Here is a 26,746-nt window from a genome sequence, read left to right as displayed (position 1 = left end):
ATTATTTTGCCTCCTTTTCAATTGCATTTACAGGGCATACTTGCTTGCATACTTCACATCCAACACATGATGAAGCATCAATTGATGCTTTCTTTTGAGCCTTATCAAAAGATAATGATGGGCAGCCAGTGCGTATACAACTTCTGCATCCTATACACTTTTCTTTATCTACTTTACATTTATCTTTAAATACCTCATTAAATTCTTCTTTATCCTCTTTGGATAACTTTTTCAGTACACATGGCCATCTTGTTATAATTACTGATGCCTCATCAAGATTAAAAGCCCAGTCTAAAGTTTCTCTTACTTCCTTTAAATTATTTGGATTTATTACCCTTACATTTTTAATTCCACAAGCCTTTACCAGCGTTTCTATATCAATAATTTCTGTTTCTAAACCCTGAAGTGTATATCCTGTTCCAGGATTCTGCTGATGTCCTGTCATTCCAGTGATTCTATTATCTAAAATTACATTTATGGAATTACCTTTATTGTATACAACATCTATAAGTGAATTTATTCCTGTATGAAAGAAGGTAGAATCCCCAAGTACCGCTACAATTCTTTTATCATTGTCCTTCTTCATATTAAATACTTGCTGTGCTCCATGACCCATACTAAAACTTGCGCCCATGCACAGTGAAAAATCTGTAGCATTATATGGCTCGGAAACGCCTAATGCATAACATCCTATATCTCCTGATATAACAGCATCCTTTCTCTTGCCAACTTCATAGAAGAAACCTCTGTGAGGACATCCTGAGCAAAGACTTGGCGGTCTTGGAACCACTCTACTCTCATCATATTCTATTGTTTCATTGTATTTACCATAAATCGATTTTCTTATTACATCCGGGGTAAGTTCGTTATGAAACGGGAATGTATCTTTGCCATGACATTCTATTCCAAGCATTTTTAACTCATTTTCAATTATGGAATCGTTTTCTTCAATTACATAAATCTTGTCTACTTTTGATGCAAATTCTTTCATCAATTTATCTGGATATGGATTTGTAAATCCCAACTTTAGATAGGATGCATTGTCTGCAAAAACCTCTTTTGCAAATGCAAAACAGCATCCTGATGTAACTATACCTATCTTAGTATCATGCATTTCTATATAATTTAAAGGTGTGTTATTTGAAAACTCCTCCAAATTTTTTTGCCTTTCTTCTACTCTTATTCTCATTTTTCCTGTAAATGCAGGAACTGGAACGTGTTTCTCTGCATCTTTAACATACTCCCTTATTGGAACTTCCTTTCTGTCATCACACTCAACTATGCCTTTAGAATGGCAAAGCCTGGTGGTAAGCCTACAAAGTACTGGTGTTTTATATTTTTCACTTAATTCAAAAGCTTCCTTAAGCATGTCCTTTGCTTCCTGGCTGTCTGATGGTTCAAACATCGGTAATTTTGCAGCTTTAGCATAATTTCTATTATCCTGTTCATTTTGAGATGAATGCATTCCTGGTTCATCTGCTGTAACCACAACAAGTCCTCCATTAACTCCTGTATATGACGAAGTAAAAAGCGGATCTGCGGCAACATTAAGTCCAACATGCTTCATTGAAGCCATGGCTCTGGCACCTGCATAAGATGCTCCAATCGTAGATTCTAAGGCAACTTTTTCATTTGGAGCCCATTCTGCCAAAATATCATCCTTATACAATGCAACATTTTCCAATATTTCCGTACTTGGTGTTCCCGGATATGCAGATGCAAACCTTACTCCTGCTTCCCAAGCACCACGTGCAATAGATTCATTTCCTGTTAAAAGCTTTTTCATATTTCCCTTCTCCTTTATTTATTATTCATTGTGATAAAATCTTTAAATTTAAGTATTCAATTAATTATTTAACAGCTGAAGCAGATAATACTAAAGATAAATACTTTTCCTCAGCCGATGACCCTCTTGACGTTAAAACAATAGGAACTTTAGCCCCAACAATAAATCCCGCCATTTTGGCATCTGCAGAGCACAGCAAACATTTCCCCAATATATTTCCTGCTGTAATATTAGGGGCAATCAGAATATCCGCATCTCCCGCCACAGGACTTACGTAACCTTTTAATTCAGCTGATTTTTTACTGACAGCCAAATCATATGAAATAGGTCCTTCAACGGTACAATTTTGGATTTCTCCTTTTTGATTCATTTTCTTTAATAGATCTGCTTGAACGGACTCAGGCATCTTAATATTAACTTTTTCAACGGCAGCTAAAACAGCAACCTTAGGATTTTCATATCCCATAGTAAGGAGTGTATTAACAGTATTTTCAATGATTTGTCTTTTTTCATCTAAATTCGGGTACATCATCATTCCACCATCTGTAGTTACTAGTAGCTTATGATAGTTAGGTACTTCATTAAAGACAAAATGTGACATAACATTTCCTATTCCAAGCCCTTTTTCTTTGTTTACTACTGCCTTTAAAATATCTGCAGTTTGTATTTTCCCCTTCATAATAAAATCTGCCTTATTATGATGTACAAATTCTACTGCTTTCTCTGCTGCAGCAGCATCATTTTCTACCTCCACAATTACACTATCATCTGGCTCCTCTTTTATATCTCTTAGAATTTCTTTTATTTTTGCCATATTTCCTATTAATATGGGATCAACAATATTATTTTGTTTTGCTTTAAATACAGCCTTTAAGGTATGCTCATCCTGCGCTGCAACTACTGCTACTCTTTTCCTTGATTTATTATTTTGAACATGTTTAATTAAATCCTCAAAACTTTTGAATATCATCTCTATCCTCCTTTGAGTATTATATAAAATACCACATATTAGCCATTATTTATATTGAGCAAATAGTGTGCCAATTCGAAGATTATAAAATTGTTAATTCAAAATTTAATCGATATTTGGGGAAATATATACACATCTTCCCTTTGAATAATATTGAGATCATTCTATATTTTTATACATTTCCCAAAATACAAATTAATTCACAAATCCAAATTTACTGCGCTCTGATATCAAAAAAAGCTCTGTAAAAGGGTTAATAGGGCATACCTTAAATACCTATTAACCCTTTTACAGAGCTTTTGCACCACAACTATAGGGTTTACAAGTAGAAACTTAACTTAGCCCTTAGCCGGGGTTTCCAAAATACGTCACGTAAAAAATTTCTAGTAAGTCTAAGCTTGTGTTCATAAAAATCTAAGCAGATTTTATAAACTCACTTTGTTCAAACATATAAAATCCACTAAGATTTTTAAGAACGCTTCGCTAAGACTTACTACAAAATTTTTTAATGTGCTTTAATTTTAGAAATCCCGGCTAAGGGCTAAGTTAAGTTTACACGTATAAACCCCATGTGTTATTTTAAATATAGAAGTAACTTTTTTCCGTATTCAGTAATTACTGTGCCTGTTCTTCCTTTAAATATCTCTACCATCTGATACTTTTCTAAATTAACTAAAATACTTCTTACTTCTTGTTCACTAATAAAAATACCTTCCTTTTTAGCTTTTTGAAAAATACTCCTTCTTCCTACTCTCCTATTTACTCTAAATGCCTTCTCCAGTTCCTTCAAAACAAAAATATATTTTTTTATATTTCTGTCTGCCATATCTATAAATTCATCCATTAGAACCTTTTCCTGATATGGTATGTTTTTTCCTGATACCTCTTCATCCTGGAATGGCAGATCCTTAGTGTAAACCTTTTCTATCTCGAGACTTATTATATATTCAACATAGTTTTTTAATTCCCTTACATTTCCTCTCCAATTATGATTCAAAAGTGCATTTTTAGCAGCTTCATCTATTTCAAATTTTCCATTAAATTCATCCTTAAAGTGATTAATAAGAAAAAATATATCTTCCCGTCTGGAATTTAAATTTGGTATCTTTAATCTGAGTATATTCAATCTATAAAATAAATCTTCCCGGAAATCTCCTTTAATAACCATATCATTCAAATTCCTGTTTGTAGCAGCTATCAATCTAATATCTATATCTATTAATCTATCTCCACCTATTCTCATAACTTGTCTTTCCTGCAGAACCCTCAAAAGTTTCATTTGAATATTCTTTGACATTTCTCCAATCTCATCTAAAAATAAAGTACCTTTATGTGCCAGTTCAAAAAGGCCTAGTTTTCCCCCTTTTCGCGCACCTGTAAATGCACCTTCTTCATACCCAAAAAGTTCACTTTCTAAAAGACTTTCTGGCAGAGCTCCACAATTAATCGCTACAAATTGATAATCTTTTCTTTTTGATCTATTATGTATTGCCTGGGCGAATAATTCTTTCCCCGTTCCACTCTCTCCGGTTATTAAAACTGTAGCATTGGATTTTGCCATTTTTATAGCATTACTTTTACATTTTTTTATTGCTTCACTTTTGCCTAATATATCCTGAAATCTATATTTAGCTCTATGTCCCTTACTAATAAGCTGCGACCTCAATTGATGCTGTTTTTTCTCTATATCGCTAAATTTCTTTATAATAGCAACTGCTCCATATAATCTATTAGAATGAATTATTGGGTGAACTGAAGTAACAACATCATAACCATTTATTTTTATCAATTTTTCTTTAACTGATTGTGAATTTTCAAGTACATACTTAAAAGGAATCTTTCCTAATATATCTAATCCATATTTATATATGATATCCCGCTTTCTATACCCTATAATTTTTTCTGCTCCTTCATTATATGTACATATTAATCCTTTATAATTTACCCCTATAATACCATCTTCTAAAACCTGGAGTAAAATATCTAATTCTTTTTCAAATAAATTAGTTTCTCCAATTAAACCCGATAATCCAAAGTTTGTTGTAACAATTTCCTTGTAGCTTTTTTGAATATTTTGACTTTCTAAGATATGAACCAATCCTAACACCGATGCTATATCCATTATTGTACTAATATCCAGAAGACTGCTTCCAATATTAATAATTTTCGTTGGAGACCTGGGAATATATTTCGATTCTCCAAGCATAATTAAATTTTTTCCTTCAGATGAACTATTACTTCCCGAATAAAATGCCGTTAATTCTATATGCCTTACTCCTAATCGATATATTACTGAAACCATTTGTGTAGCCATTTCCGCATCTTCATCTACAAGCATTAACTTCGTACCTTTCGGAATTTTCATAATTTCTTCTAATCCGGCTTTGGATATTGTTCTATTTGCTACTATAATTTTACTCTTCTCTTGAACATACTGCCTGATCCTTTTAAAGATGTAATAAGATTGAACTAATACCAGATCTGCATTTAAACCCTGCCTGATCTTTTCATCATCAACACAAAATTCATCTACAATTATGGCATCTGAAAATAAACTGGTGATTTGTTCACGATATATACCATTTGTTAATGCACTATAACCTATAATAACCAACTTTTTTTTCATTTACACCCACATCCCCATATAACTTTTTAAGCAAATAACACTGGTTTCAAGTTTTGTATATAACCACCTTATTACTTTTTTGTAATTAAATCATTTTTGCTCAACATGTAAATTATATCATTATAGTAAAGAGTATAAAATATTTTATAAGGTTTGTAATTCCAGGTTTAAGTTATACGTAAGCTGACACTTCCAAAATGTAGGCACATTAAAAAATTTTGTAGTAAGTCCTGGTGAAGTATTTTTGAAAATCTTAGTAGATTTTATATGTTTGAGCCTGCGAGTTTATAAAATCTGCTTAGATTTTTATAAATACGAACTTAGACTTACTAGAAATTTTTTACGTGACGTATTTTGGAAATGAAAGCTTACGTATAACTTAAGCCTAGAATTACAAACCCTATAGACAAAGGGGATATGCAGTGCAAAAAATATAAATCCAGCAAAAGCAAACTTTTTGCTGGATTTTTGGTACAAAAAACTCACTTATTCTTTAAGTACGTTTGCTGATAAAAATGTCTTTGATATGATTTCCTTTTTATCATCATACATATCTATTTGAACTTTACAAGCATTTCTTCCTAAATCTATTATATCAGTGTATATCTCTATAACAGTATCTATTTGGACTGCTTTCATAAAATATGTATTTATACTATCCACAAACACATTTATATTGTTTTTTTGTCTAAGCGTCATTATGCCCATAGTGGACACAAGCATATTAAGAGAACTCCATGACGCGATCCCTATAGGGTCAAGCATTTCCGCCGTTATCTTTCCTAGAAAATACGATTTATCTCCATCATGTCTGAATTCAAAATTTTTAAGTACCAAATCTTCTAAGGTTTCAGCTGACTGGGGCTGTCTGCTCATATATTGAAGTGCTCTTATAACATCCCTTCTCGTTACTACACCAATTAGTTCCTTTCCATTTACAACCGGAAACATCTCTATACCTTCCCATGTCATTATATGTGCAGCATATGCAACAGTAGTCTTTGGAGTTAGCGTTAGAAAATCCTTTTCCATTATATTACCTAAACGTTCATCATCATTATCAGATAACTCCTTTAATGTAACCATACCAACCACTTTATTCTCATCATCTACAACAGGATACCTCTGATGTTGAGTATATTTTATTAATTCCTTCCAATCACTGATAGTATTATTTACATTAAGTGAACTAGGCTCACTTATCATAATATCTTCTATTAAAACAATATCCTTTTTTATAAGATTTTCGGAAATAGCACGATTTATAAGACTTGCAACAGTAAATGTGTCATAACTCGTAGATATTATAGGCAAACATTTCTCATTGGCGAGCCTCTTGATTTCATCACTACAACCGAATCCACCAGTTATTAAGACGCCACATTCATTCATAAGACCAAGTCTGTGTGTCTCTTCTCTATTTCCAGTTATTAAAAGACAATTTGGATTTATATATTTTACCATTGCATCTATAGTCATCGCTCCTATTACAAAATTATGAAGCGTTTTATAAACACCGTCCTTGCCACCAAGCAGTGTGCCATCAACTATATTTATTACCTGTCCATATGTTAAAACTTCAATATTCTTCTTTTCTACTTTTTCTATCCTTACCGTTCCAACTCTTGGAATTGTAGTAACTATCCCAAGAGTATCCGAATCCTTTATAGCTCTATACGCTGTTCCATCGCTAACCCCTAAACCATTGGCTATACCCCTAACCGAAATTTTAGTACCAACGTCAAGCGAAAGTATGTATTTAATTATATCTTCATGCTTTGACACAATTACTTTTTACCTTCCTTCCTTCTTAAGTTCCTCTGCAATCTTTTCTATCCTTCTAAGTCTGTGATTTGCACCTGACTTACCAACAGGTGGATTTAACATTTCTCCCAATTCCTTTAAAGATTCATCAGGGTAATTCAATCTTAGCTCTGCTATATCCCTTAAATTTTTTGGCAATCTATTTAGTCCTATTTCCCTTTGTATTATCCTTATACTTTCAACCTGTCTAACTGCAGCATTTACAGTCTTACTTAGATTTGCAGTCTCACAATTCACAAGTCTATTAACATTATTTCTCATTTCTTTCATTATTCTTACATTCTCAAGCTTCAAAAGTGCTGCATGAGCGCCTATTATATTTAAAAGATCGACTATCTGTTCACCTTCTTTTAAATACACAATATAACTGTTTTTTCTCTTTATAACCTTTGAATTCAAGTCATATCCATTTATGAGTTTACTCAGATCTTTTGCATAATCATTATCATGTGTTACAAATTCAAGATGGTATGTTTTTTCAGGATTACTCACACTTCCACCACCTAAAAAAGCTCCCCTTATGTACGCCCTTCTGCTTTTTTCATCACTTATAACATCTTTAGGAATACTATAATCAAGTGCAAAAATACTATTTTCTTCCTTTAAAAGTCCAACTTTTTTGAGCAGATCTTTTACGCCCATTTCCTCAGTTATGTAAACCATATAAAGATTGTTTTTTTTGAGAGAATTGCTTTTTTTTACCATTATCCGTGTATGTATATCAAAATGTTTCTTTAAAAGCGTAAATATAAATCTCGCAATAGCTGGATTTTCAGTCATTACTTTAAAACTGAATTGTTTATTTCCTCCAAGCATTAAAGTACCACTAACCTTCATTATAGCAGATAATTCTGATATAGCTTCCATCTTACTCATATCTGAATGCCTACAAACTTCATTTTTTACCTTAAGTGAGAATGACATAGTTTATTCCCCCTATTTACTTTTATTTTGTTTTAATCTTTCTGATAAATAGAAGTATTCAATAATTTTCTTTCTGTCAAATAAAAGCTTTTTATCCATTATTGTTTCTATTAAAATAGATGCCAGTTTTTCTGAATTATGTCTTACAAGTCCATGTTTATTTGTTATAAAATTACCTTTGATTATTTCAACATTTAATTTTTTTATTTCTTCTTCATCTATTTTTACAAGATGAGATTCTCCCTGTTTATATTTATGACTCAAATTGGAATCAATATTTCCAACATTTACAACTACATAATCAAGTACGTTTTCTCCAATATGATTAAATATTGCCTTGATATGATCTCCAACAGTATATCCATCTGTCTCACCATTCTGCGTCATTATATTCGAAACATATAATTTTACCGCCTGAGTTCTTTTTAAACTATTTGCTATATCTCTGACCATTATGTTAGGAATAACGCTTGTATATAAACTTCCAGGGCCAAGTATTATGGCGTCAGCTTCCATTATGGCTTGAACTGCTTCATCTAATGCTCTGGCATTAGGTGGATCTATAAAAACTTTTTCAATCGAACTTTTATTTTCAATAACAGCCTTTGGAATATTTGATTCTCCTTCTACTATCATTCCATTTTTTAATTTTGCTTTTAATACTACATTATCCAGTGTGACTGGTATTACTTTTCCTGTTACAGCCAAAACAGAGCTCACCTTATGGACAGCTTCCTCAAAATTACTTGAAATTCCATCCATAGCAGCCAAAAATAGATTCCCAAAACTCTGATTTTTAAGTTTTCCATCCTTAAATCTATATTGAAGAAGTTCTTCCATTAAAGGCTCTGTATCCGCAAGCGCAAGTATACAATTTCTTATATCACCTGGAGGCAGCATCCCAAGATCCTCTCTCAAATCTCCAGAACCTCCTCCATCATCCGCAACAGTAACTATAGCAGTTATATTAGATGTATAATATTTTAGTCCTCTAAGCATAGTGGATAACCCTGTTCCTCCACCAATTACGACAATTTTAGGTCCTTTTACAAGAAGTCTCTTTTCATATATCAAACTTTCAAGTTTTTTAGAATCAATAGACACATTTAAATATCCTTTATTAATTAAAGCTATTATCGAGCGCATGCCTTGTGTTATTGAAATATAAAGCACAAACACTCCTGTCAGCATCAAGAATATATAAAATGATATATAATATATGCTATAAAATCTTCTATTTATAAATTCAATTACACCAAATATTATAAACAGTATACCCATAGCACCAAGTACAATCCACCTTTTAACTTTTATCCCGGGCCTAAACCAGTCTACTATTTTCATAGTTTTTTACCACCTTTATTGACATCCTCTTCGATATCTCTATGATCTATATTTACTTTATATCCATGAGATTTAAGTTTAGAATAAATTCTGTTAGCGATAACAACAGAACGATGTCTTCCTCCGGTACATCCAATTGACACAATAAGCTGTCTCTTACCTTCTTTCAGGTAATGGGGAATCAAAAAATCCAACATATCATATAACTTAGATATAAATTTTTTAGTTTCATCAAAGTCCATTACATATTTATTTACAGGTTCATCTTTTCCAGAAAACCTCTTTAATTCAGGTATATAATATGGATTAGGTAAAAATCTGACATCGAATACTAAATCTGAATCTACAGGTATTCCATATTTAAATCCAAATGACACTACAGTGACCATTAATTCATTTTCAATCTGCCCCTCTTCAGAATAGATTCTCGTTATTTCCTCTCTAAGCTCACGCGTTGCAAGTTTAGAAGTATCAATAATATTATTTGATCTGTTCTTTACTTCTCTTAATCTATTCCTCTCCATTGATATGCCATTTAATATTCTCCCATCTGGTGCCAGAGGATGCTTTCTTCTAGATTCTTTAAAGCGCTTTACAAGCACCTCATCTGAGGCATCTAAAAATAAAATCTCATATTTATATCCTTCATCTTTTAAATAATTTAGACTTTCAAATAAATCATCAAAAAACTTTCCGCCCCTTATATCTATAACTAATGCTATTTTATCTATTCTGCCATCAGTTTGATAACAAGCTTCCGCAAATTTAGGTATTAATGTAGGCGGAAGATTATCTACACAGAAATATCCTAAATCCTCTAGGTTTCGTATTGCCTGAGTTTTTCCAGCACCTGATAAACCTGTTACTATGACAAATCTCATAACTAAACCTCCAGTAATAAAATTATTATGCCTGCTTATCTTAAATTTTATTTAAACAGCAACTACATACACTACAATCACAGAAAAATTTTTTAATCAAATTTTATTTCTTATTATACCATAACATATTGCAATAAGAAATATGGCAGAGAATATGGAGAACCTAATACCTTAAAGTATTTTAGATCCTCCATATCAATAAAAAACATATATATTATTTACTTGCCCTTTCCTCACCTATTATTCTTACTTCAGTATAAAGGTCGACATCAAACTTTTCTTTTACCTTCTGTTGTATAAGCCTTATTAAATCCAATATATCCTTTGCAGTTGCATTTCCTTTGTTTATCACAAAACCAGAATGTTTCTTAGATACCTCTGCATCTCCAACACTTAATCCCTTAAGTCCAGTGTCTTCTATAAGTTTAGCTGCAAAATGTCCCTCCGGTCTCTTAAAAGTACTTCCGGCAGATGGATATTCAAGAGGTTGTTTATCACTTCTTCTAGTATTTAACTCATCTATCCTATTTTTTATATGATTATAGTCACCTTTTTCTAATGAGAAAGTAACTTCAAGCACCGTATACCCATATTTTAATATAGAACTCATTCTGTATCCAAGTGCTAAATTTTTCTTATCAAGCAATTTTACATTGCCCTCTTTATCTATTACCTTTGCACTTTCTACAACCTGAGATATTTCCCCATTATAAGCTCCTGCATTCATAGTAACAGCTCCGCCTACACTTCCAGGAATTCCACATGCAAACTCCAGACCCGTCAAACTGTTATCAAGGGCAACTTTGCATACATCCTTCAGAGTTGCTCCTCCTTGAACCGTGACCTTATTTTCTAAAACAGATATTTTATTTAATTTACAAAGCTTTATAACTATTCCTCTTATTCCACCATCTTTTACCAATAAATTAGAACCATTTCCTATTATATAATATGGAATATTACTTAAATTACATAATTTAACTACACTTATAACTTGCTCAAAACTTACTGGAGTAACTAATACATCTACAGGACCCCCTACTTTAAATGAAGTATGGTTCTTCATAGGTTCATCTATCTTTATATCTTCTCTTTCCAATATACTATACAAATTTCTGCTGATATCTCTAAATTCATCCATGACATAATCTCCTCAAACTTAAAATTTATCCATATTTAGTATAATGTATGTAATAGGCTTAATCAAGATTAACATCAATTAACTTTCCCTATTCTTAAAACAAATATGGTTATCACTTTTAACTTTTAAAATACTGTATTATACTATCAGCTGCTCTTTTATCTATCGAAGGAACATTTATAAGCTCCTCGTAAGTTGCTAACTTTATATTTTCTATGCTTCCAAAGTGTTTTAAAAGCTCCTTCCTCCTCTTATCACCTACATTAGGTATATCATCTAATATAGAATGAAGTACTCGTTTCTTTCTTAAACTTCTGTGATAAGTTATTGCAAATCTGTGCACTTCATCCTGCACACGAGCTATGAACTTAATCAACTTTGAATTAACATCTAACTCAATGTTGTTATATATAAGACCTCTAGTATTATGATTTTCATCCTTAACCATACCACAAACAGGTATATCTAAATCAAATTTCCTTAAAACATCTAATGCAATATTAATTTGGCCTCTCCCGCCATCCATCATTATTAAGTCCGGAAAAACACAAAACTTCCCGGATGCAAAATTGAGTTTTCTCTGTTGTATACCTTTTATTTCATCAAATCCATGTTTAAATCTTCTTGTCAAAATTTCTTTCATGCTGTCATAATCATTAGCACCCTTTACAGTATTTATTTTGAATCTTCTATAATCACTGTTTTTTGGCTTTCCATTTTCGAATACGACCATACTTCCAACTGAATCTACTCCCTGTATGTCGGATATATCATAGGCTTCTATTCTCTCTGGAATTAAGTCAAGATTCAAAACTTCTTTAAGATCCTTTAATACTGACTCATAAAGCTTCTTATCTCTTATAATTTTAATTTTGAAATGCTTGAGAGTAATCCCCGCATTTTCTTCAACTAAATTTAAAGTATCCTTTTTTTCACCTTTCTTAGGTATCTTTATAAGCACTTTGGATCCTCTCTTCATTGAAAGCCATTCTTCAAGAAGCTCTCTATCATAAACAAATGGTAAAAATATGTATTTTGGTACAAATGCAGTTCCCCCGTAAAATTCCTTTATAAAATCTGCCATAACTTGAGATTTTTCATCATCTGCACTATCTTCTATTATAAAATGCTCTCTGCCCACTATTTTTCCTCCTCGAAGGAAAAAAACCTGAACACACGTATCTTTATCATCACAATACATATTTATGAAATCTTCATCTTCAAAATTACCCGTTATTATCTTTTGTTTTTCAACAACCTTCTGAACAGCAAATATCCTATCTCTAATTCTTGCCGCTTTTTCAAATTCTAAATCTTCTGATGCCCTTTCCATATCATTTTTGAGCTTTTTTATTATAAAATCATCTCTTCCAGATAGTAAGTCAATTATGCCTTTAACTATATCCTGATACTCTGCTTTACTTATATATCCAGAACAAGGAGCCTTACATAGTCCCATCTGATAGTTTAAACATGGTCTTATCTTATCCCCATTTTCCTTTATAAATTTTTTACACGTTCTTATAGGGAAAATTTTTTTTAATAATTCCATAGTTTCATATACGGCTGAAACATCTGTATATGGCCCAAAATACTTTGATCCATCCTTCGCAAGTATTCTTGTTACAAATATTCGTGGAAAATCTTCGTTAACAGTTACCTTTATAAATGGATAGTGCTTATCATCCTTCAATAAAATATTATACCTAGGCCTGTATTTTTTTATAAGATTACACTCCAGAATCAAAGCCTCTATTTCAGAATCAGTTACTATATATTCAAATTCAGCTATATTGCTCACCATTGCCTTAACTTTCTTTGAATGATTCTTCGAATGTCTAAAATATTGCCTAACTCTATTTTTTAATATTTTAGCTTTTCCAACATATATAACCTCATTAAGATTATTTCTCATTATATAAACACCCGGTTTTTCAGGCAGCATTTTTAATTGATATTTAAAATCGAACACAAAATCACCTCTAAAAATTCACTTACAAAAAATTAGCGGAAGCCTGTATATAGTAAACAACAGTCCAAATATCATTATAAGTTCCTCAATTGTAGAACCAATTTTAGAATTACTTTTATATGTGATTGGCAGCCTTACCTTTTTGTTCCTAAATGGATAAAAAGCAGGTATACCTTTACTTGTTGCCATATCACATAAAAGATGCATGCCATAACCAATTATAAAGTAATAAACCATATAATGTACATGGTACATGTTCCCTATATATGCGGCAATGAATGAGAATAGTATCATTCCTGATAAACTATGAGTCAATCCATTTCTATGAGATGATAGAGATATTATTAGGAGAGATACCCCTAAAGCCCTAAATGCAGGCTGTTTAAGGTAAACATAATCATACCATAAAACTATTACACCCAGGCATAAATATGTAACAACTTTTGCATTTTTATTTTTAAAAGGTAAAATATATTTATTTATTATACTCTTAGGATGATCTATGTCTGGAAGAAGTGATGCAAAAATCACCACTATAATCCCAATAAAATTGAAATTTCCAGGTAAACTGTTGCAAATTGATAAAAAAGTAACTACTCCTACTCCAACATGAGTCTTTCCCTTCATACTTTTACCTCGTCAACTGATCAAAATTTATCGCAATATAGCTAATTATATATATTATATCACTAAAATTATAATTTTTTTACTTTTTACAACAAAATTTTCCGGGAAATACTACCATTTCTTGTGACTATAAAAAAATAAGGGATATTTCCCTTATTTTTTATATAGGGTTTGTAATTTTAAAGCTTACAAGTAGAAGCTTAACTTATGCTCCGGTCGGGATTTCTAAAATTAAGGCACATTAAAAAATTTTGTAGTAAGTCTTAGCGAAGCGTTCTTAAAAATCTTAGTGGATTTTATATGTTTGAACAAAGTGAGTTTATAAAATCCGCTTAGATTTTTTTAAGCGCAAGCTTAGACTTACTAGAAATTTTTTACGTGACGTATTTTGGGAATTCCAGCCGGAGCATAAGTTAAGCTTTCAGTTACAAACCCTACAATCGTATTAAATAATATTGTTATCATACAAGAATCTTGTATCACACATAATTTCGTCGTAAGCTCCATCTCTAATAATCGTATGACCTTTTGAAAAGACAACGGCCCTCTTGAAAACACCTTTTACATATTCAAAATCATGTGTGGAACATATAATTGTCTTGCCTGCAGCATTTATATTTATCATAAACTCTCTTAAAAACCTTTTAGTCCTTGGATCAAGCCCACTCATTGGTTCATCAAAAATATAAACATCCGGATTTAGCACAACAACAGATGCAATAGCTACTTTCTTCTTCTCTCCTCCGCTCAAATGATATGGCTGTCTATATCTTAGTTTCTCTATTTTTAGTAACTTCAAGGTATCTTCCACTCTTTCTCTAACTTCATTTTCATCCATACTCATCTGCCTCGGTCCAAATGCAACCTCATCATAAACATTTGAGCAGAAAAGCTGCACTTCTGAATTCTGAAAAACAAAACCTATTTTTTTGTGAAATTGCTTTGAAAACTTTTCATTCTGCAATTTTTTATAGTTAATCTCATCTCCTTCAAATCTATAGCTTCCATGATCAGGATATATAAGTCCATTTATCAGCTTCATAAGTGTGGATTTCCCACTGCCATTAACACCCACAAGTGCAATCGACTCACCCTCATTAACGTGAAGATTTATATTTTTAAGTGCAATAAATTCATCATCATATTTATAATAAACATCATTTATATCAATCACAAAATCACAACCTATCAAAATAAAAATATATTAATATGAAAATCACATTAAATATTATACAGACATAATCCTGCAGTTTCAATTTAAACTTATTATACACAACATATTTCCCGGTAAATCCCTTACATTCCATTGCAGTATACATTTCATCCGATATTTCTTTAGATTTTATAAATATGGTACCTAATATACCAGAAAGCGATGAAGTTTTATTTTTACTTTTTCCAACAGATCTCAGTTTAAGTGCATAAATCATGTTTAAAGAAAACTCGCCTAAAATCAAAATATATTTTATAGTCGTATCGAAGACAAAAATAAACATATCAGGAATTTTAAATAACTTTAAGGCTGAAATCAATTCATTCCATTGTGTAGTAACAGCTAAAATATTGACAGTTTCAACCGAAACAAAAATTTTCAAGGTAATCATTAAAGAATTGTTACCGTATCCTAAAAAAACAGATGGCAATAAAATTATAAAACTAAATAAAGCTATAACTAAACTAACCTTCAGAATATGCTTTATCTCATCTATTCTAAGAAAATTAAGCCGAATCAGTATTAACACATTAGCTAAAAATACAAATGTAAAACTTCTCGTTAAAGAGATAAAAACAATCAATACAAATGTAGTAATAAGTTTAAGCAAAGCATTACACTTAAATTTACTCTGCTTACATTCAGTTTGCTTCATAAATTTATTCAAAACACCTAAAATAGAAAAAATACTCTTATCTATGAAAGCATCTTTATCCTTAGGTGGCGTATAATCATCTTTTTTCAAAAGCCACTCCGGCATATTAATTTCCCCTTTAATGTGAACTGTGAATGCTATTATTCTTTTTGATGTTAGCTATTAATCTAAATACAATCAAAAGTATGGCAACACCAGCAACAGCAGACAGTATATATCCTATATTATCTGGAAGTCCTTTAACGGAATAATCAGGCATAAGCGAACTAAAATTAAAACCGCTTTTCATCCCTTTAGGTATATACCCTAGGGCCTTTCCACCTGTAACTACAGAACTTATCTCATCTGACCCCCACTCGCCCCATGCCGTACCTGCAGCTAAAAGTCCTAATGGAGTCAAACATATAAGTCCTATTATAAAGGCGTATATAGATCTAGTTTTAGTCTCTTTACCCTCATATATAATCCCTGGAGAAACTTTTCTTATAAAATTTAGTACTCCAACAGTTATAATACCTTCTAATATCCCCGCAGCCAAAATATGTGGAATTAACATAGACGGTATTGTAATGGATAATGAATATGGACAATATAGTGGAATACCTAAAGCATCCTTAAACAATAAGGGCTGAATCCCGAGTTCTATTGATGCACATAATGCAGCAACATTTATCGCCATATACGAAGCAATGAATGTTGAAACAGATTTACCTTTCCTTATTTTTATTTTTTCATTCAAAAATTTATAGATATAGTATCCTGTAAACGGTATTATAAATGCCATGTTAAATGAATTTGCACCAAATGCCAGTATACCACCATCACCAAATAACAATGCCTGGATTAAGAGTGCTATTGTCACCGAAATGCATGCAGCTTCAGGTCCTAAAATAATTGCAAGCAAAGTTCCCCCAACAGCATGTCCGGTAGTCCCGCCTGGAAGTGGTATATTAAACATCATTATTAAAAATGAAAGCGACGCTCCTATACCCATAAGGGGCATCTTCTTTTTGCTGACCTCTTTCTCTACTTTTTTAATTGATTTTATCCATATTGGAATCATTATTATACCCATAACAGCACATGTTGCAGGGCTTAAATAATTATCTGGAATATGCATATAATTACCTCCCCCTCAATATACAAATAAAAAACCACAAAAACTGACGCTTAATAAAGCAATCAACCTTCGTGGTTATTAATCATAATCAATATGTAAATATAAAAACCTTCACTTATAAACATATACCCTCGTAGTATATAAATTAATAATACTACAAACCAAACACTTTGTAAACGTTGTTTTTCCTTTTTTATCCATTACAATCCTTTAATTTTTACGTTCAGGTCAAAAATATGATATAATTAACAATAATATAATTTTTCAAAATCGGGTCTTAGAATTTAACCTATAGGGTTTATAATTCCAGGCTTAAGTTATACGTAAGCTGACATTTCCAAAATGTAGGCACATTAAAAAATTTTTTAGTAAGTCTTAATGAAGTATTTTTGAAAATCTTAGTAGATTTTATAGGGTTTATAATTTTAAAGTTAATTTAACCTTTGGGAGATGCTGACAAAATATAGGTACATTAAATGCTTTTATTGTAATTCTTGGCCCGGTATTTCAGAAAATATATAAAGATTGATATGTTTGAGTACAGCGAGTTTATCAATCTTTATTAGATTTTCAAAATACCGGGCTTTAGAATTACTAAAAGCATTTATAGTACCGGATTTTGGCAACATCTCCCAGGGGATGGATTAACTTCTCATTTACAAACCCTATATACAGGAGTAAAAAATGTATAAAATTTTAATTGTTGAAGATGATATGACAATTGCAAAGTCAATAAAAAGCTGTTTAGATGGATGGAACTATAAAACTGAATTTATAACAGATTTTAAAGATATTACTGCTGAATTCATAAAATTTAATCCACATCTTGTCCTTTTGGATATATCATTACCATTTTTTAATGGTTACCACTGGTGTAGTGAAATCCGCAAAATATCAAAAGTTCCCATAATCTTTATTTCATCTATGTCGGAAAATATGAATATTATTATGTCTGTAAATATGGGCGGTGATGACTTCATATCCAAACCATTTGATTTAAATGTCCTTGTTGCAAAAGTGCAGGCATTAATAAGAAGGACATATTCCTTTAGTGGTGAAATGGATATAATTGAACATAATGGTATAGTACTAAATTTAAACAATGCTACAATTGAACTTGGCAGTCAAAAACTCGAACTTACAAAAAATGAATTTAAGATACTTGAAATCTTATTTAAAAATATCGGGCATATTATTTCTAGGGATGTCATTATGACAAAACTCTGGGAAAGCGATAGTTACATAGATGACAACACTTTAACTGTCAATATGACACGTCTTAGAAAGAAGATTTCAGATATAGGTATTCATGATCTTATTAAAACAAAAAAAGGTATTGGATATATGGTGGAATAATATGAAAAAAAATTCTCTTACACAAATTATACTATTCTATATCAAAGATAATAGAAAAACAATAATGGCATATATTATATTTACTACGATTTTTGTTATAGTTTTCTTATTGTATTCTATACAACTTGAACCAATTTTATATGCTTTTTTATTATCAATCATTGCAGCGTCTGTTTTTGCTACTCACAATTTTATTACCTATTTAAAAAAACATAAACGTCTTTATATGATCCAGAATCAAACAAATATAAATTTAGATACATTACCGGAGTATAGTAATTCAATTGAGTATGATTATCAATCCATACTAAAAAGATCTTACGCACAAACTGCAGAACTTATTTCTAAAATAGATATTAAACAAACAGAAACAATAGATTACTATACACTTTGGGCCCATCAAATTAAAACACCGATAGCTGCAATCAGATTAATATTGCAAAATAATGAGTATACTGAACAAAATAAAGAATTACTAGAGCAAACTTTTAAAATTGAGCAGTATGTTGAAATGGTATTAAGTTATTTAAAGATTGACAGCAGTACATCAGATTTGGTTCTAAAAAATTATGATCTACTCCAAATTATAAAACAGGTTATAAGAAAGTATGCACACATATTTATTCGAAAAAATATAACTCTCGATTTAGGAGAAATAGATTGTACTGTACTTACAGATGAAAAATGGCTTGTATTCGTAATTGAACAAATATTATGGAATGCATTAAAATATACAAAACGCGGAAAGATATCAATATACATGGAAAATGGTGAGGATAAAATTCTTGTAATCAAAGATACAGGAATCGGCATTGCAGAAGAGGATCTCCCAAGAATCTTTGAAAAAGGTTTTACCGGTTATAATGGAAGAATGGATAAAAAAGCAACAGGAATAGGTCTTTATCTCTGCAAAAAAATACTAAATAAGCTTTCACATACTATAACTATTACTTCCGAGATAGATAAAGGTACAAAGGTAAAAATCAATCTTTCTTCTGTGAAAACTATAATCGAATAAATCTAATCTTACAAATATGTAAGATTAACATAAGAAATGTAAGCCAAAGTTATGGCTGAACATTTCGTTTTTTTTTATAATTATAGTATATTCAAAACAAGCAAGGAGGAAAAAATGAAATTATTAGAAGTAAATAACTTAAAAAAAATATATTCATCAAGATTTGGCGGAAATCAAGTTAAGGCATTAAGTAATGTAACCTTTTCAGTGGAAAAGGGAGAATATGTAGCAATCATGGGAGAATCAGGATCAGGAAAAACTACATTACTTAATATATTGGCGTCTTTAGATAAACCAACAAGTGGTGAAGTTCTACTGCAGGGTAAAAATATAGTGACAATTAAAGAAAAGGAAATTACCGCATTTCGCAGAAAAAACCTAGGTTTTGTATTTCAAGACTTTAATCTGCTTGATACCTTTTCCTTAAAGGACAATATATTTCTGCCGCTTGTTCTATCCAGAAAATCATATGAAGAGATGAGTGAAAAATTAAAACCTATTACAAAGAAATTAGGAATAGAAAACATACTGGAGAAATTTCCTTATGAAGTATCCGGAGGTCAAAAACAAAGGGCAGCCGTTGCAAGGGCTTTGATTACAGATCCAGAGCTTATTTTAGCAGATGAACCTACAGGTGCCCTTGATTCGAAATCAACAGACCAATTATTAGAACTATTTTCTGAGATTAATAATGATGGACAGACAATTGTTATGGTTACACACAGTACTAAGGCGGCAAGTCATGCAGGAAGAGTTCTCTTCATAAAGGATGGAGAAGTTTTTCATCAACTTTATAGGGGATCAATGTCAAATGAGGAGATGTTTGAAAAAATTTCAAATACACTCACGGTTATTACCACTGGAGGTGCTAGAAATGAGTAAACCATTTTACTCAAAACTTGCATTAATAAACATAAGAAAAAATAGTAAAACATATATTCCATTCATACTCACATGTATATTCACTGTTATGATGTTTTATATAATGCAGTCACTTTCACTAAACGATGGTCTAAATAAAATAAGAGGAACTGAAGTCATAAAAACAATTCTGGATTTAGGAACAATAATAATTGGAATTTTTTCAGCCATATTTCTTTTCTATACAAATAGTTTTCTTATTAAAAGACGTAAAAAGGAGATTGGACTGTACAATATACTGGGACTTGAAAAAAAACATATTGCAAAAGTACTATTCCTCGAATGTATCTTTACATCAGCCATTAGTTTAATAACCGGGCTTTTACTTGGAATTATTCTAGATAAATTGATATTTCTTTTACTAATAAAATTACTTAATTTTAAGGTGTCCCTCGGATTTTCTATTTCAGTACCATCTATTATACACACCTTAATCTTGTTTGGAATAATATTTTTTGCAACATTATTGTCAAACTTGTTTCAAATCAAAATATTAAAACCTATTGAGCTTTTAAAGAGTTCAGAGCATGGAGAAAAAGAGCCGAAGACCAAATGGCTTATAACCTTTATAGGTGTTGTAGCTCTTTGTAGTGGATATGGTATAGCTTTGAATGTCAAATCACCACTTACTGCTTTTACCTTGTTCTTTGGTGCAGTTATTTTGGTTATGATAGGAACTTATGCACTTTTTACATCAGGAAGCATTGTTGTATTAAAACTTTTAAGAAAAAGAAAAAACTTTTATTACAAAACAAGTAACTTTATATCTGTCTCAGGCATGATGTACAGAATGAAGCAGAATGCAGTTGGTCTCGCAAATATTTGTATATTAAGTACTGCTGTGCTTATAATGATTTCAACTACTGTTTCTCTATATGCTGGCATGGAAGGCACTTTAAAAGCAAACTATCCAAGAGACATAATTGTAACTACAGATAAAACAGATAAAGACCATGCAAAAAAGGTTAATCAAATTTTAGAAGCTATCACAAAAAATAACAATGTAGTTATACAGGATAAATTCTATTATTCCGATAATAGTTCTCAATTTATAGAAAAGGAAGGAAAATTTTTATCTGCCGACAAAAACAATAGTAGTGGACATTTTGCCGTAATAACAGCCCTTCCAATTTCAGATTACAATAGATTAGAAGGAAAAAATATTACCCTTACAAATGATGAAATCCTTCTTTTCTCAAATATAAAAAACTTTGATGGTAGTAAGATAAATATTGATAATAAAACATTGAAAATCAAACAAAAGCTTTCTAGTCTCCCAAATGGCCTGGGTAAAAATATTACAAATGATGTAGTAGACACTTATGTAATATTTGCAAATGATATAAGTTCCATTGGCAAAAATGGTTTTAATGAGTACACATTCGAATTTAATATTAATGGCACGGATAAAAATATATTATCCATATCTAACAAGCTTAATAAAGCATTTTCAGAAAATAAAATAAATGCCAATATTCAAAGTGCTGCATCTAGTAGAAATGATTTTCTTTCCTTATATGGAGGATTATTTTTCTTAGGAATATTTCTAGGAATATTATTCCTAATGGCTACAGTCCTTATTATTTATTACAAGCAGATATCAGAGGGCTATGAAGATAAGGAACGTTTTAAAATCATGCAGAAGGTTGGCATGGACAAAACAGAAATAAAGAAAACTATAAAGAGTCAGGTATTAATGGTATTCTTTCTTCCCCTTGTATTTACAATAATCCATGTTGCTTTTGTATTTCCAATGATGACAAAACTTCTAGCCCTTTTAGGTCTGACAAATATAAATTTATTTATACTTTCAACCGTAATAACAATACTAATTTTTGCAGCAATCTACACAATTGTATTTGCATTAACTGCAAGAGTATACTACAAAATTGTTGAATAACCCTAAGGTTTATAAATAAAAACCTAACTTAGCCCTTAGCCGGGATCTCCACAATACGCCACGTAAAAAATTTCTAGTAAGTCTAAGCTTGCGCTTAAAAAAATCTAAGCAGATTTTATAAACTCACTCTGTTCAAACATATAAAATCTACTAAGATTTTTAAGAACGCTTCGCTAAGACTTACTACAAAATTTTTTAATGTGCCTTAATTCTGGAGATCCCGGCTAAGGGCTAAGTTGAGCTTCTACTTGTAAACTCTAATAGGGTTTGTAATTTTAAAGTTAACTTATACCAAAGGGAGATGCTGACAAAATATAGGTACTATAAATACTTTTATTGTACCGGATTTTGTCAGCATCTCCCGGGGTATAAGTTAAACTTGAAATTATAAACCCTGTGGTATCTAAGCTACATTGATTTCATCAAGAGTTTTGCCCTTTGTTTCAACTCCAATTAATGCTACTACTGCTGCTACTACTGCAAACACTATAGTTAGCATTATAAATACATAAGTAAATCCAATTTCCTTGCCTTTTGCTCCATACATAAGTCCAACAACATAAGGAGCAGCAATAGCTCCAATACGACCAATTGCAGCCGCCCAGCCAGTTCCACAGCCTCTGATACTCGTAGGATAAACTTCCGGCGTATAAGCATATACTGCACCCCATGCTCCAAGACTGAAGAAATATAATAAGCATCCAAAAGTAAGTACAGAATTAGAAGATGCAGCCTGTCCAAATAAATATGCTGATACAGCAGTACCTATGAGATATATCACCAATACTTTCTTACGTCCAATCTTCTCTATTAAATAAGCAGCACTATAATATCCGGGTAATTGAGCAATAGTCATAATTAATGTAAACTCAAAACCCTTTACCAGGCTGAAGCCTTTACCAACAAGCAAAGTTGGAGTCCATAAAACAAATCCATAATATCCGAAATTAATACCCAACCACAAAACCCAGAGAACAATAGTATGTTTAAAATAAGCTTTTGACCATAAATCAGCAAGTCTGCCACCTTTTGATCTTTTATCTCCTGATAAAGGGCTTGTATCTATGTGTTTACTATTTATTCCTGCTTGTTTTTCCATTTTGCCTACAATCGCATCCGCCTCTTTAAAATATCCTTTTTGTTCCAAATATCTAGGTGACTCAGGAATACCTTTCCTAAGGTAAGCTGCATACAATGCTGGTACACCACCTAGGAAAAATCCAATACGCCATCCATAAATAGGAATCAAAAGATAAGCAATTAAAGCTGCAGCAATCCATCCCCAGGCCCAGAAGCTTTCCAGCAGAACAACCATACGTCCACGAACTTTAGTAGGTGAAAACTCACTGACTAAAGTAGAAGCTGCAGGAAGTTCTCCACCAAGACCTAATCCAGTTAAAAACCTCAAAAATAGTAATACAGCAAAATTAGGAGCAATTCCTGATGCAGCACTAGCCAATCCATATAATATAAGTGTAAAAGTAATGACTGTTCTTCTACCATATCTATCAGCAATCATTCCAGCAACAGCAGCACCAACTGCCATTCCTACAGCCGAGGCACTGCCAAGCAGACCCAGATCAGCAGAAGTGAGCTGCCATGACCTTCCAATGGAGGCCATTACACCTGCCATCATCCCCTGATCCATTGCATCAAATAACCACCCTATTCCCGACAAGAATAATACTTTCCAAAGCATAGGAGTAACCGGTAATTTTTCAATTCTTAATGATATACTACTCATTTAATATACACCACTTTCTTAAATATCTATTTTATTTAAAAGTGCACTATGTATATTATAATGTATATACACTTGTAAATGCAACAACTAAATATAGGGTTTATAATTTCAAGCCTAACTTATGCGCAGGCCGTGATTTTTAAAATGTAGGCACATTAAAAAATTTTGTAGTAAGTGTTAGCGAAGCATTCTTAAAAATCTTAGTGGATTTTATTTGTCTGAGCAAAGCGAGTTTATAAAATCTGCTTAGATTTTTATGAATGCAAGCTTACACTTACTAGAAACTTTTTACGTGACGAATTTTAAAAATCCCGGCCTGCGCATAAGTTAGGCTTTCTTTTATAAGCCCTATAAATTCTATTCTAGATTCATATTTTATTTTCTATTGCATTCACAATTTGGCTGTCTACCGTATCTGCTATATTTAGGAGTATATCTTCTACTCCCTTAGCTTCAAATTTTCCATATTCTCCATGATGAGATAAAATAGAATAACATATATCATCCAGTTCGTCATCATCAAGTATATTTCCAACCTCATTATTTATTTCAATGATATAGGCCGCTCCCATCACTATATGATCGAGCTTGATAGGTTTCCTTCGTATTATTCCACTATAATCATATTCTTTAATTTTCATAACATCATGTATTATTGCCTTTAACATTAGTCTATCTTTACTTATAACACTTTTTGCATCCATGTAAAACGGATTATCAATATAGTTGCTTAAAATACTTTCCATTGTTTTCATCACACCAATAGTATGTAGAAATAGGCCTCCGCGCTTATTTCCATGAAATTTTTCAGCCGCAACACATGTCAGAAATGCCTTCCATCTATCATTATTATATCCGGAGACCCCCGTAGCCGCTACAGCAATCTTTTTATATTTATCCTCAAGCTTATTTACAGTATTTATAAAATAAGTTACAAGTTCATGTGGTATATCATAAGAAGGTACAAATTCTGAATAATTAATATCTTCAGTAACAACTTGAATAACGGGATTTTTTATCTGCATATTGCCGTTAAAACTCCCCGCATAGCCTTTCACTCTCACAATTATTCCTTCTTTTGTTGAATCCATTAGTTTTTGATAGTTATCCCAAATTGGAAATGCTACTGATCCGGTGTCATCTTGAATTATCATTATAATATATGGGTTTCCATCCTTTTTGTGCCCTATTCTCTTGTCACTTATCATCCCCAAAACCTCAACACTGTCACCATTGGATAATTTAGATATATCTTCTATCTTCATAAAAAGTTTAAGTCTCCTTTCTTACTTGTTTATTACCATTCTCATAACTTGAGAAGCTATACTTGCAGCTGCTATACCTCCCTGACCTCCATCTTCAACTATTACTGCGACTGCAACTTGAGGATCATTATATGGTCCAAATCCTATAAACCACGAATGTGGTGTTGCATCTACACCATTTTCCTGATGATCGGCTGTTCCAGTCTTACCACAAACTTCCACTCCATCAACTGCAGCATTGACACCAGTACCTTCCTGAACAACAGATCTCATAAAATTCTTCATAGTATTTGCTACATTTGGAGTTATTATTTGTCCTATATTCTCAGGTTGTATATCTTTGACTACTTTACCTTTACTTGTAATAACCTGATTTACTAAATACGGTTTAGGCATAGCTCCATCATTTGCAACAGTACTTGCGATTAATGCCATCTGAAGAGGTGTTGCAAGATCGCTGCTTTGACCTATTCCACTCTGTGCAATATTACCTTTTTCATTGGATTTCAATGTAGGAAATCGACTGGGTTCAACTGCAATACCATCTGTTGGAATTGCCTTATTAAAATAAAATTCCTCTGCTGTTTGCTTTAACTTGTCATTTCCTAGCTCCAGGGCCAAGGTTCCAAATACTACATTACTTGATTTGACATATGCATCCTTAAATGATATGTTACCAAACGACTCTCCTGCAAAATCATGAAGAGAATACCCACTGCTTATATATAATTCTCCATTATCATTGAAAGACCTGCTTTGAATTCCTCCTAAATTTTCAAGTGCACTTATAGCTGTTACTGTCTTAAATGTGGAACCAGGCGGATATAGTCCGGAAGTGGCTCTATTAAGCAATGGCATACTTTTATCAGAATTTACAGAACTCCATATTTCCTGCAAATTATTTGGATTGAATGACGGTTTTGAAACCATAGCTATAACAGCTCCGGTTTTAGGATTAAGAACAACTACAGCACCTTTATTATCACCTAATAATTCATACGCCTTGCTCTGCACATCATAATCCAGTGTGGTTTTTAAGCTATCGCCTAATTTCTCCTGCTTTTTACCTTTATTTTCTATCAGACTCTTTATATTGTCTTTTATATCCGTAGACATTAGTTCTGCATCATACTTTCTCTCAAGACCTGTTATACCATATTTTATATCAACATACCCCAGTATATGCGAGAATATCTCTCCACCGGTATAAATTCTTTTCTGAGTTTCCTTGTCAACTCTCTCACTTTGTGTAAGAGCCTTACCATTTCTATCATAAATAGTGCCTCTAAGTACCTCGTTTCTCTTAACCCAAAGTCTTCTATTAGCCTGATTATCAACTATTTTAGGTCCTACTACCATCTCAAAATATGTTATATAAGATATTAGTACTATAAAGCATAAAAGAAAGACCAAAAGAACCTTTTTTATATTGTTTGATATATTATCCTTCTCTTTCATA

At 31.9% G+C, this 26,746-nt stretch carries 20 protein-coding genes; 4 read left to right on the top strand and 16 right to left on the bottom strand.

Features of this window, described 5'->3' with window-relative positions; genetic code table 11:
- Nucleotide 1: 1 nt before the first annotated feature.
- The 13 genes from iorA to cbiM form a co-directional block, all read right to left on the bottom strand.
- Nucleotides 2-1,786: an indolepyruvate ferredoxin oxidoreductase subunit alpha gene (gene iorA, locus D4Z93_RS02160; protein ID WP_119970117.1), complete on the bottom strand. Its 1,785-nt coding sequence runs from the start codon at nucleotides 1,784-1,786 to the stop codon at nucleotides 2-4.
- Between the two features lie 64 nt (nucleotides 1,787-1,850).
- Nucleotides 1,851-2,756, bottom strand: coding sequence for a bifunctional enoyl-CoA hydratase/phosphate acetyltransferase (locus D4Z93_RS02155; protein WP_119970116.1), 906 nt, complete (start codon nucleotides 2,754-2,756; stop codon nucleotides 1,851-1,853).
- 574 nt (nucleotides 2,757-3,330) lie between these two features.
- Nucleotides 3,331-5,382, bottom strand: a complete 2,052-nt coding sequence (locus D4Z93_RS02150) for a sigma-54 interaction domain-containing protein (RefSeq protein ID WP_119970115.1) — start codon at nucleotides 5,380-5,382, stop codon at nucleotides 3,331-3,333.
- Nucleotides 5,383-5,868: 486 nt separating this feature from the next.
- Nucleotides 5,869-7,167 (bottom strand): DRTGG domain-containing protein, encoded by a 1,299-nt coding sequence (locus D4Z93_RS02145; protein ID WP_119970114.1) that lies wholly within the window; start codon nucleotides 7,165-7,167, stop codon nucleotides 5,869-5,871.
- A 9-nt stretch (nucleotides 7,168-7,176) separates the two neighbouring features.
- Nucleotides 7,177-8,130, bottom strand: a complete 954-nt coding sequence (gene whiA / locus D4Z93_RS02140; protein WP_119970113.1) for a DNA-binding protein WhiA — start codon at nucleotides 8,128-8,130, stop codon at nucleotides 7,177-7,179.
- 12 nt (nucleotides 8,131-8,142) lie between these two features.
- Nucleotides 8,143-9,474 (bottom strand): gluconeogenesis factor YvcK family protein, encoded by a 1,332-nt coding sequence (locus D4Z93_RS02135; protein WP_119970112.1) that lies wholly within the window; start codon nucleotides 9,472-9,474, stop codon nucleotides 8,143-8,145.
- A complete protein-coding gene (gene rapZ, locus D4Z93_RS02130) occupies nucleotides 9,471-10,355 on the bottom strand; it encodes an RNase adapter RapZ (RefSeq protein ID WP_119970111.1) in 885 nt (294 codons plus the stop codon). Before rapZ ends, D4Z93_RS02135 begins: the two co-directional genes overlap by 4 nt.
- A gap of 214 nt (nucleotides 10,356-10,569) precedes the next feature.
- Nucleotides 10,570-11,496 carry a UDP-N-acetylmuramate dehydrogenase gene (gene murB / locus D4Z93_RS02125; RefSeq protein ID WP_119970110.1) on the bottom strand — a complete coding sequence of 309 codons (927 nt, stop codon included), beginning with the start codon at nucleotides 11,494-11,496 and terminating at the stop codon, nucleotides 10,570-10,572.
- A 118-nt stretch (nucleotides 11,497-11,614) separates the two neighbouring features.
- Complete coding sequence (uvrC, locus tag D4Z93_RS02120; protein WP_119970109.1) at nucleotides 11,615-13,468, bottom strand: excinuclease ABC subunit UvrC; 1,854 nt, start codon at nucleotides 13,466-13,468, stop codon at nucleotides 11,615-11,617.
- Nucleotides 13,469-13,486: 18 nt separating this feature from the next.
- A complete protein-coding gene (locus D4Z93_RS02115; protein ID WP_119970108.1) occupies nucleotides 13,487-14,095 on the bottom strand; it encodes a metal-dependent hydrolase in 609 nt (202 codons plus the stop codon).
- A 445-nt stretch (nucleotides 14,096-14,540) separates the two neighbouring features.
- Complete coding sequence (locus D4Z93_RS02110) at nucleotides 14,541-15,269, bottom strand: energy-coupling factor ABC transporter ATP-binding protein (RefSeq protein WP_119970107.1); 729 nt, start codon at nucleotides 15,267-15,269, stop codon at nucleotides 14,541-14,543.
- A gap of 4 nt (nucleotides 15,270-15,273) precedes the next feature.
- Nucleotides 15,274-16,068, bottom strand: coding sequence for an energy-coupling factor transporter transmembrane component T family protein (locus tag D4Z93_RS02105; RefSeq protein ID WP_119970106.1), 795 nt, complete (start codon nucleotides 16,066-16,068; stop codon nucleotides 15,274-15,276).
- Between the two features lie 13 nt (nucleotides 16,069-16,081).
- Complete coding sequence (cbiM, locus tag D4Z93_RS02100) at nucleotides 16,082-17,083, bottom strand: cobalt transporter CbiM (RefSeq protein ID WP_119970105.1); 1,002 nt, start codon at nucleotides 17,081-17,083, stop codon at nucleotides 16,082-16,084.
- A 684-nt stretch (nucleotides 17,084-17,767) separates the two neighbouring features.
- On the opposite strand from cbiM, the gene D4Z93_RS02095 reads away from it, so the two are divergent.
- The 4 genes from D4Z93_RS02095 (at nucleotide 17,768) to D4Z93_RS02080 (ending at nucleotide 22,278) form a co-directional block, all read left to right on the top strand.
- Nucleotides 17,768-18,439, top strand: coding sequence for a response regulator transcription factor (locus D4Z93_RS02095; RefSeq protein WP_119970104.1), 672 nt, complete (start codon nucleotides 17,768-17,770; stop codon nucleotides 18,437-18,439).
- A 1-nt stretch (nucleotide 18,440) separates the two neighbouring features.
- Nucleotides 18,441-19,457 carry a sensor histidine kinase gene (locus D4Z93_RS02090; protein ID WP_119970103.1) on the top strand — a complete coding sequence of 339 codons (1,017 nt, stop codon included), beginning with the start codon at nucleotides 18,441-18,443 and terminating at the stop codon, nucleotides 19,455-19,457.
- Nucleotides 19,458-19,571: 114 nt separating this feature from the next.
- Complete coding sequence (locus D4Z93_RS02085; RefSeq protein WP_119970102.1) at nucleotides 19,572-20,339, top strand: ABC transporter ATP-binding protein; 768 nt, start codon at nucleotides 19,572-19,574, stop codon at nucleotides 20,337-20,339.
- Entirely contained in the window at nucleotides 20,332-22,278 is a 1,947-nt protein-coding gene (locus tag D4Z93_RS02080) for an FtsX-like permease family protein (RefSeq protein ID WP_119970101.1), read from the top strand. Before D4Z93_RS02085 ends, D4Z93_RS02080 begins: the two co-directional genes overlap by 8 nt.
- Nucleotides 22,279-22,681: 403 nt before the next feature.
- Here the strand turns inward: D4Z93_RS02080 and D4Z93_RS02075 are convergent, their stop codons facing one another.
- From D4Z93_RS02075 to D4Z93_RS02065, 3 genes are all read right to left on the bottom strand, one after another.
- Nucleotides 22,682-24,022, bottom strand: a complete 1,341-nt coding sequence (locus tag D4Z93_RS02075; RefSeq protein ID WP_119970100.1) for an MFS transporter — start codon at nucleotides 24,020-24,022, stop codon at nucleotides 22,682-22,684.
- A gap of 368 nt (nucleotides 24,023-24,390) precedes the next feature.
- Nucleotides 24,391-25,287, bottom strand: a complete 897-nt coding sequence (locus D4Z93_RS02070; RefSeq protein WP_119970099.1) for an OB-fold nucleic acid binding domain-containing protein — start codon at nucleotides 25,285-25,287, stop codon at nucleotides 24,391-24,393.
- A gap of 21 nt (nucleotides 25,288-25,308) precedes the next feature.
- Nucleotides 25,309-26,745 carry a peptidoglycan D,D-transpeptidase FtsI family protein gene (locus D4Z93_RS02065; protein ID WP_119970098.1) on the bottom strand — a complete coding sequence of 479 codons (1,437 nt, stop codon included), beginning with the start codon at nucleotides 26,743-26,745 and terminating at the stop codon, nucleotides 25,309-25,311.
- Between the last annotated feature and the right edge of the window lies 1 nt (nucleotide 26,746).

This window comes from Clostridium fermenticellae (genome assembly GCF_003600355.1).
Lineage (GTDB): Bacteria > Bacillota > Clostridia > Clostridiales > Clostridiaceae > Clostridium_AV > Clostridium_AV fermenticellae.
Note: the sequence above shows the minus strand (reverse complement) of the source record. Positions and strands in the feature narration are given on the sequence as shown.

What these genes read in the sequence shown, in the direction of transcription:
- iorA (WP_119970117.1), bottom strand. Translation starts at nt 1,786, where the DNA reads ATGAAAAAGCTTTTAACAGGAAATGAATCTATTGCACGTGGTGCTTGG.
- D4Z93_RS02155 (WP_119970116.1), bottom strand. Translation starts at nt 2,756, where the DNA reads ATGATATTCAAAAGTTTTGAGGATTTAATTAAACATGTTCAAAATAAT.
- D4Z93_RS02150 (WP_119970115.1), bottom strand. Translation starts at nt 5,382, where the DNA reads ATGAAAAAAAAGTTGGTTATTATAGGTTATAGTGCATTAACAAATGGT.
- whiA (WP_119970113.1), bottom strand. Translation starts at nt 8,130, where the DNA reads ATGTCATTCTCACTTAAGGTAAAAAATGAAGTTTGTAGGCATTCAGAT.
- D4Z93_RS02135 (WP_119970112.1), bottom strand. Translation starts at nt 9,474, where the DNA reads ATGAAAATAGTAGACTGGTTTAGGCCCGGGATAAAAGTTAAAAGGTGG.
- rapZ (WP_119970111.1), bottom strand. Translation starts at nt 10,355, where the DNA reads ATGAGATTTGTCATAGTAACAGGTTTATCAGGTGCTGGAAAAACTCAG.
- murB (WP_119970110.1), bottom strand. Translation starts at nt 11,496, where the DNA reads ATGGATGAATTTAGAGATATCAGCAGAAATTTGTATAGTATATTGGAA.
- D4Z93_RS02115 (WP_119970108.1), bottom strand. Translation starts at nt 14,095, where the DNA reads ATGAAGGGAAAGACTCATGTTGGAGTAGGAGTAGTTACTTTTTTATCA.
- D4Z93_RS02105 (WP_119970106.1), bottom strand. Translation starts at nt 16,068, where the DNA reads ATGCCGGAGTGGCTTTTGAAAAAAGATGATTATACGCCACCTAAGGAT.
- cbiM (WP_119970105.1), bottom strand. Translation starts at nt 17,083, where the DNA reads ATGCATATTCCAGATAATTATTTAAGCCCTGCAACATGTGCTGTTATG.
- D4Z93_RS02095 (WP_119970104.1), top strand. Translation starts at nt 17,768, where the DNA reads ATGTATAAAATTTTAATTGTTGAAGATGATATGACAATTGCAAAGTCA.
- D4Z93_RS02090 (WP_119970103.1), top strand. Translation starts at nt 18,441, where the DNA reads ATGAAAAAAAATTCTCTTACACAAATTATACTATTCTATATCAAAGAT.
- D4Z93_RS02085 (WP_119970102.1), top strand. Translation starts at nt 19,572, where the DNA reads ATGAAATTATTAGAAGTAAATAACTTAAAAAAAATATATTCATCAAGA.
- D4Z93_RS02080 (WP_119970101.1), top strand. Translation starts at nt 20,332, where the DNA reads ATGAGTAAACCATTTTACTCAAAACTTGCATTAATAAACATAAGAAAA.
- D4Z93_RS02075 (WP_119970100.1), bottom strand. Translation starts at nt 24,022, where the DNA reads ATGAGTAGTATATCATTAAGAATTGAAAAATTACCGGTTACTCCTATG.
- D4Z93_RS02070 (WP_119970099.1), bottom strand. Translation starts at nt 25,287, where the DNA reads ATGAAGATAGAAGATATATCTAAATTATCCAATGGTGACAGTGTTGAG.
- D4Z93_RS02065 (WP_119970098.1), bottom strand. Translation starts at nt 26,745, where the DNA reads ATGAAAGAGAAGGATAATATATCAAACAATATAAAAAAGGTTCTTTTG.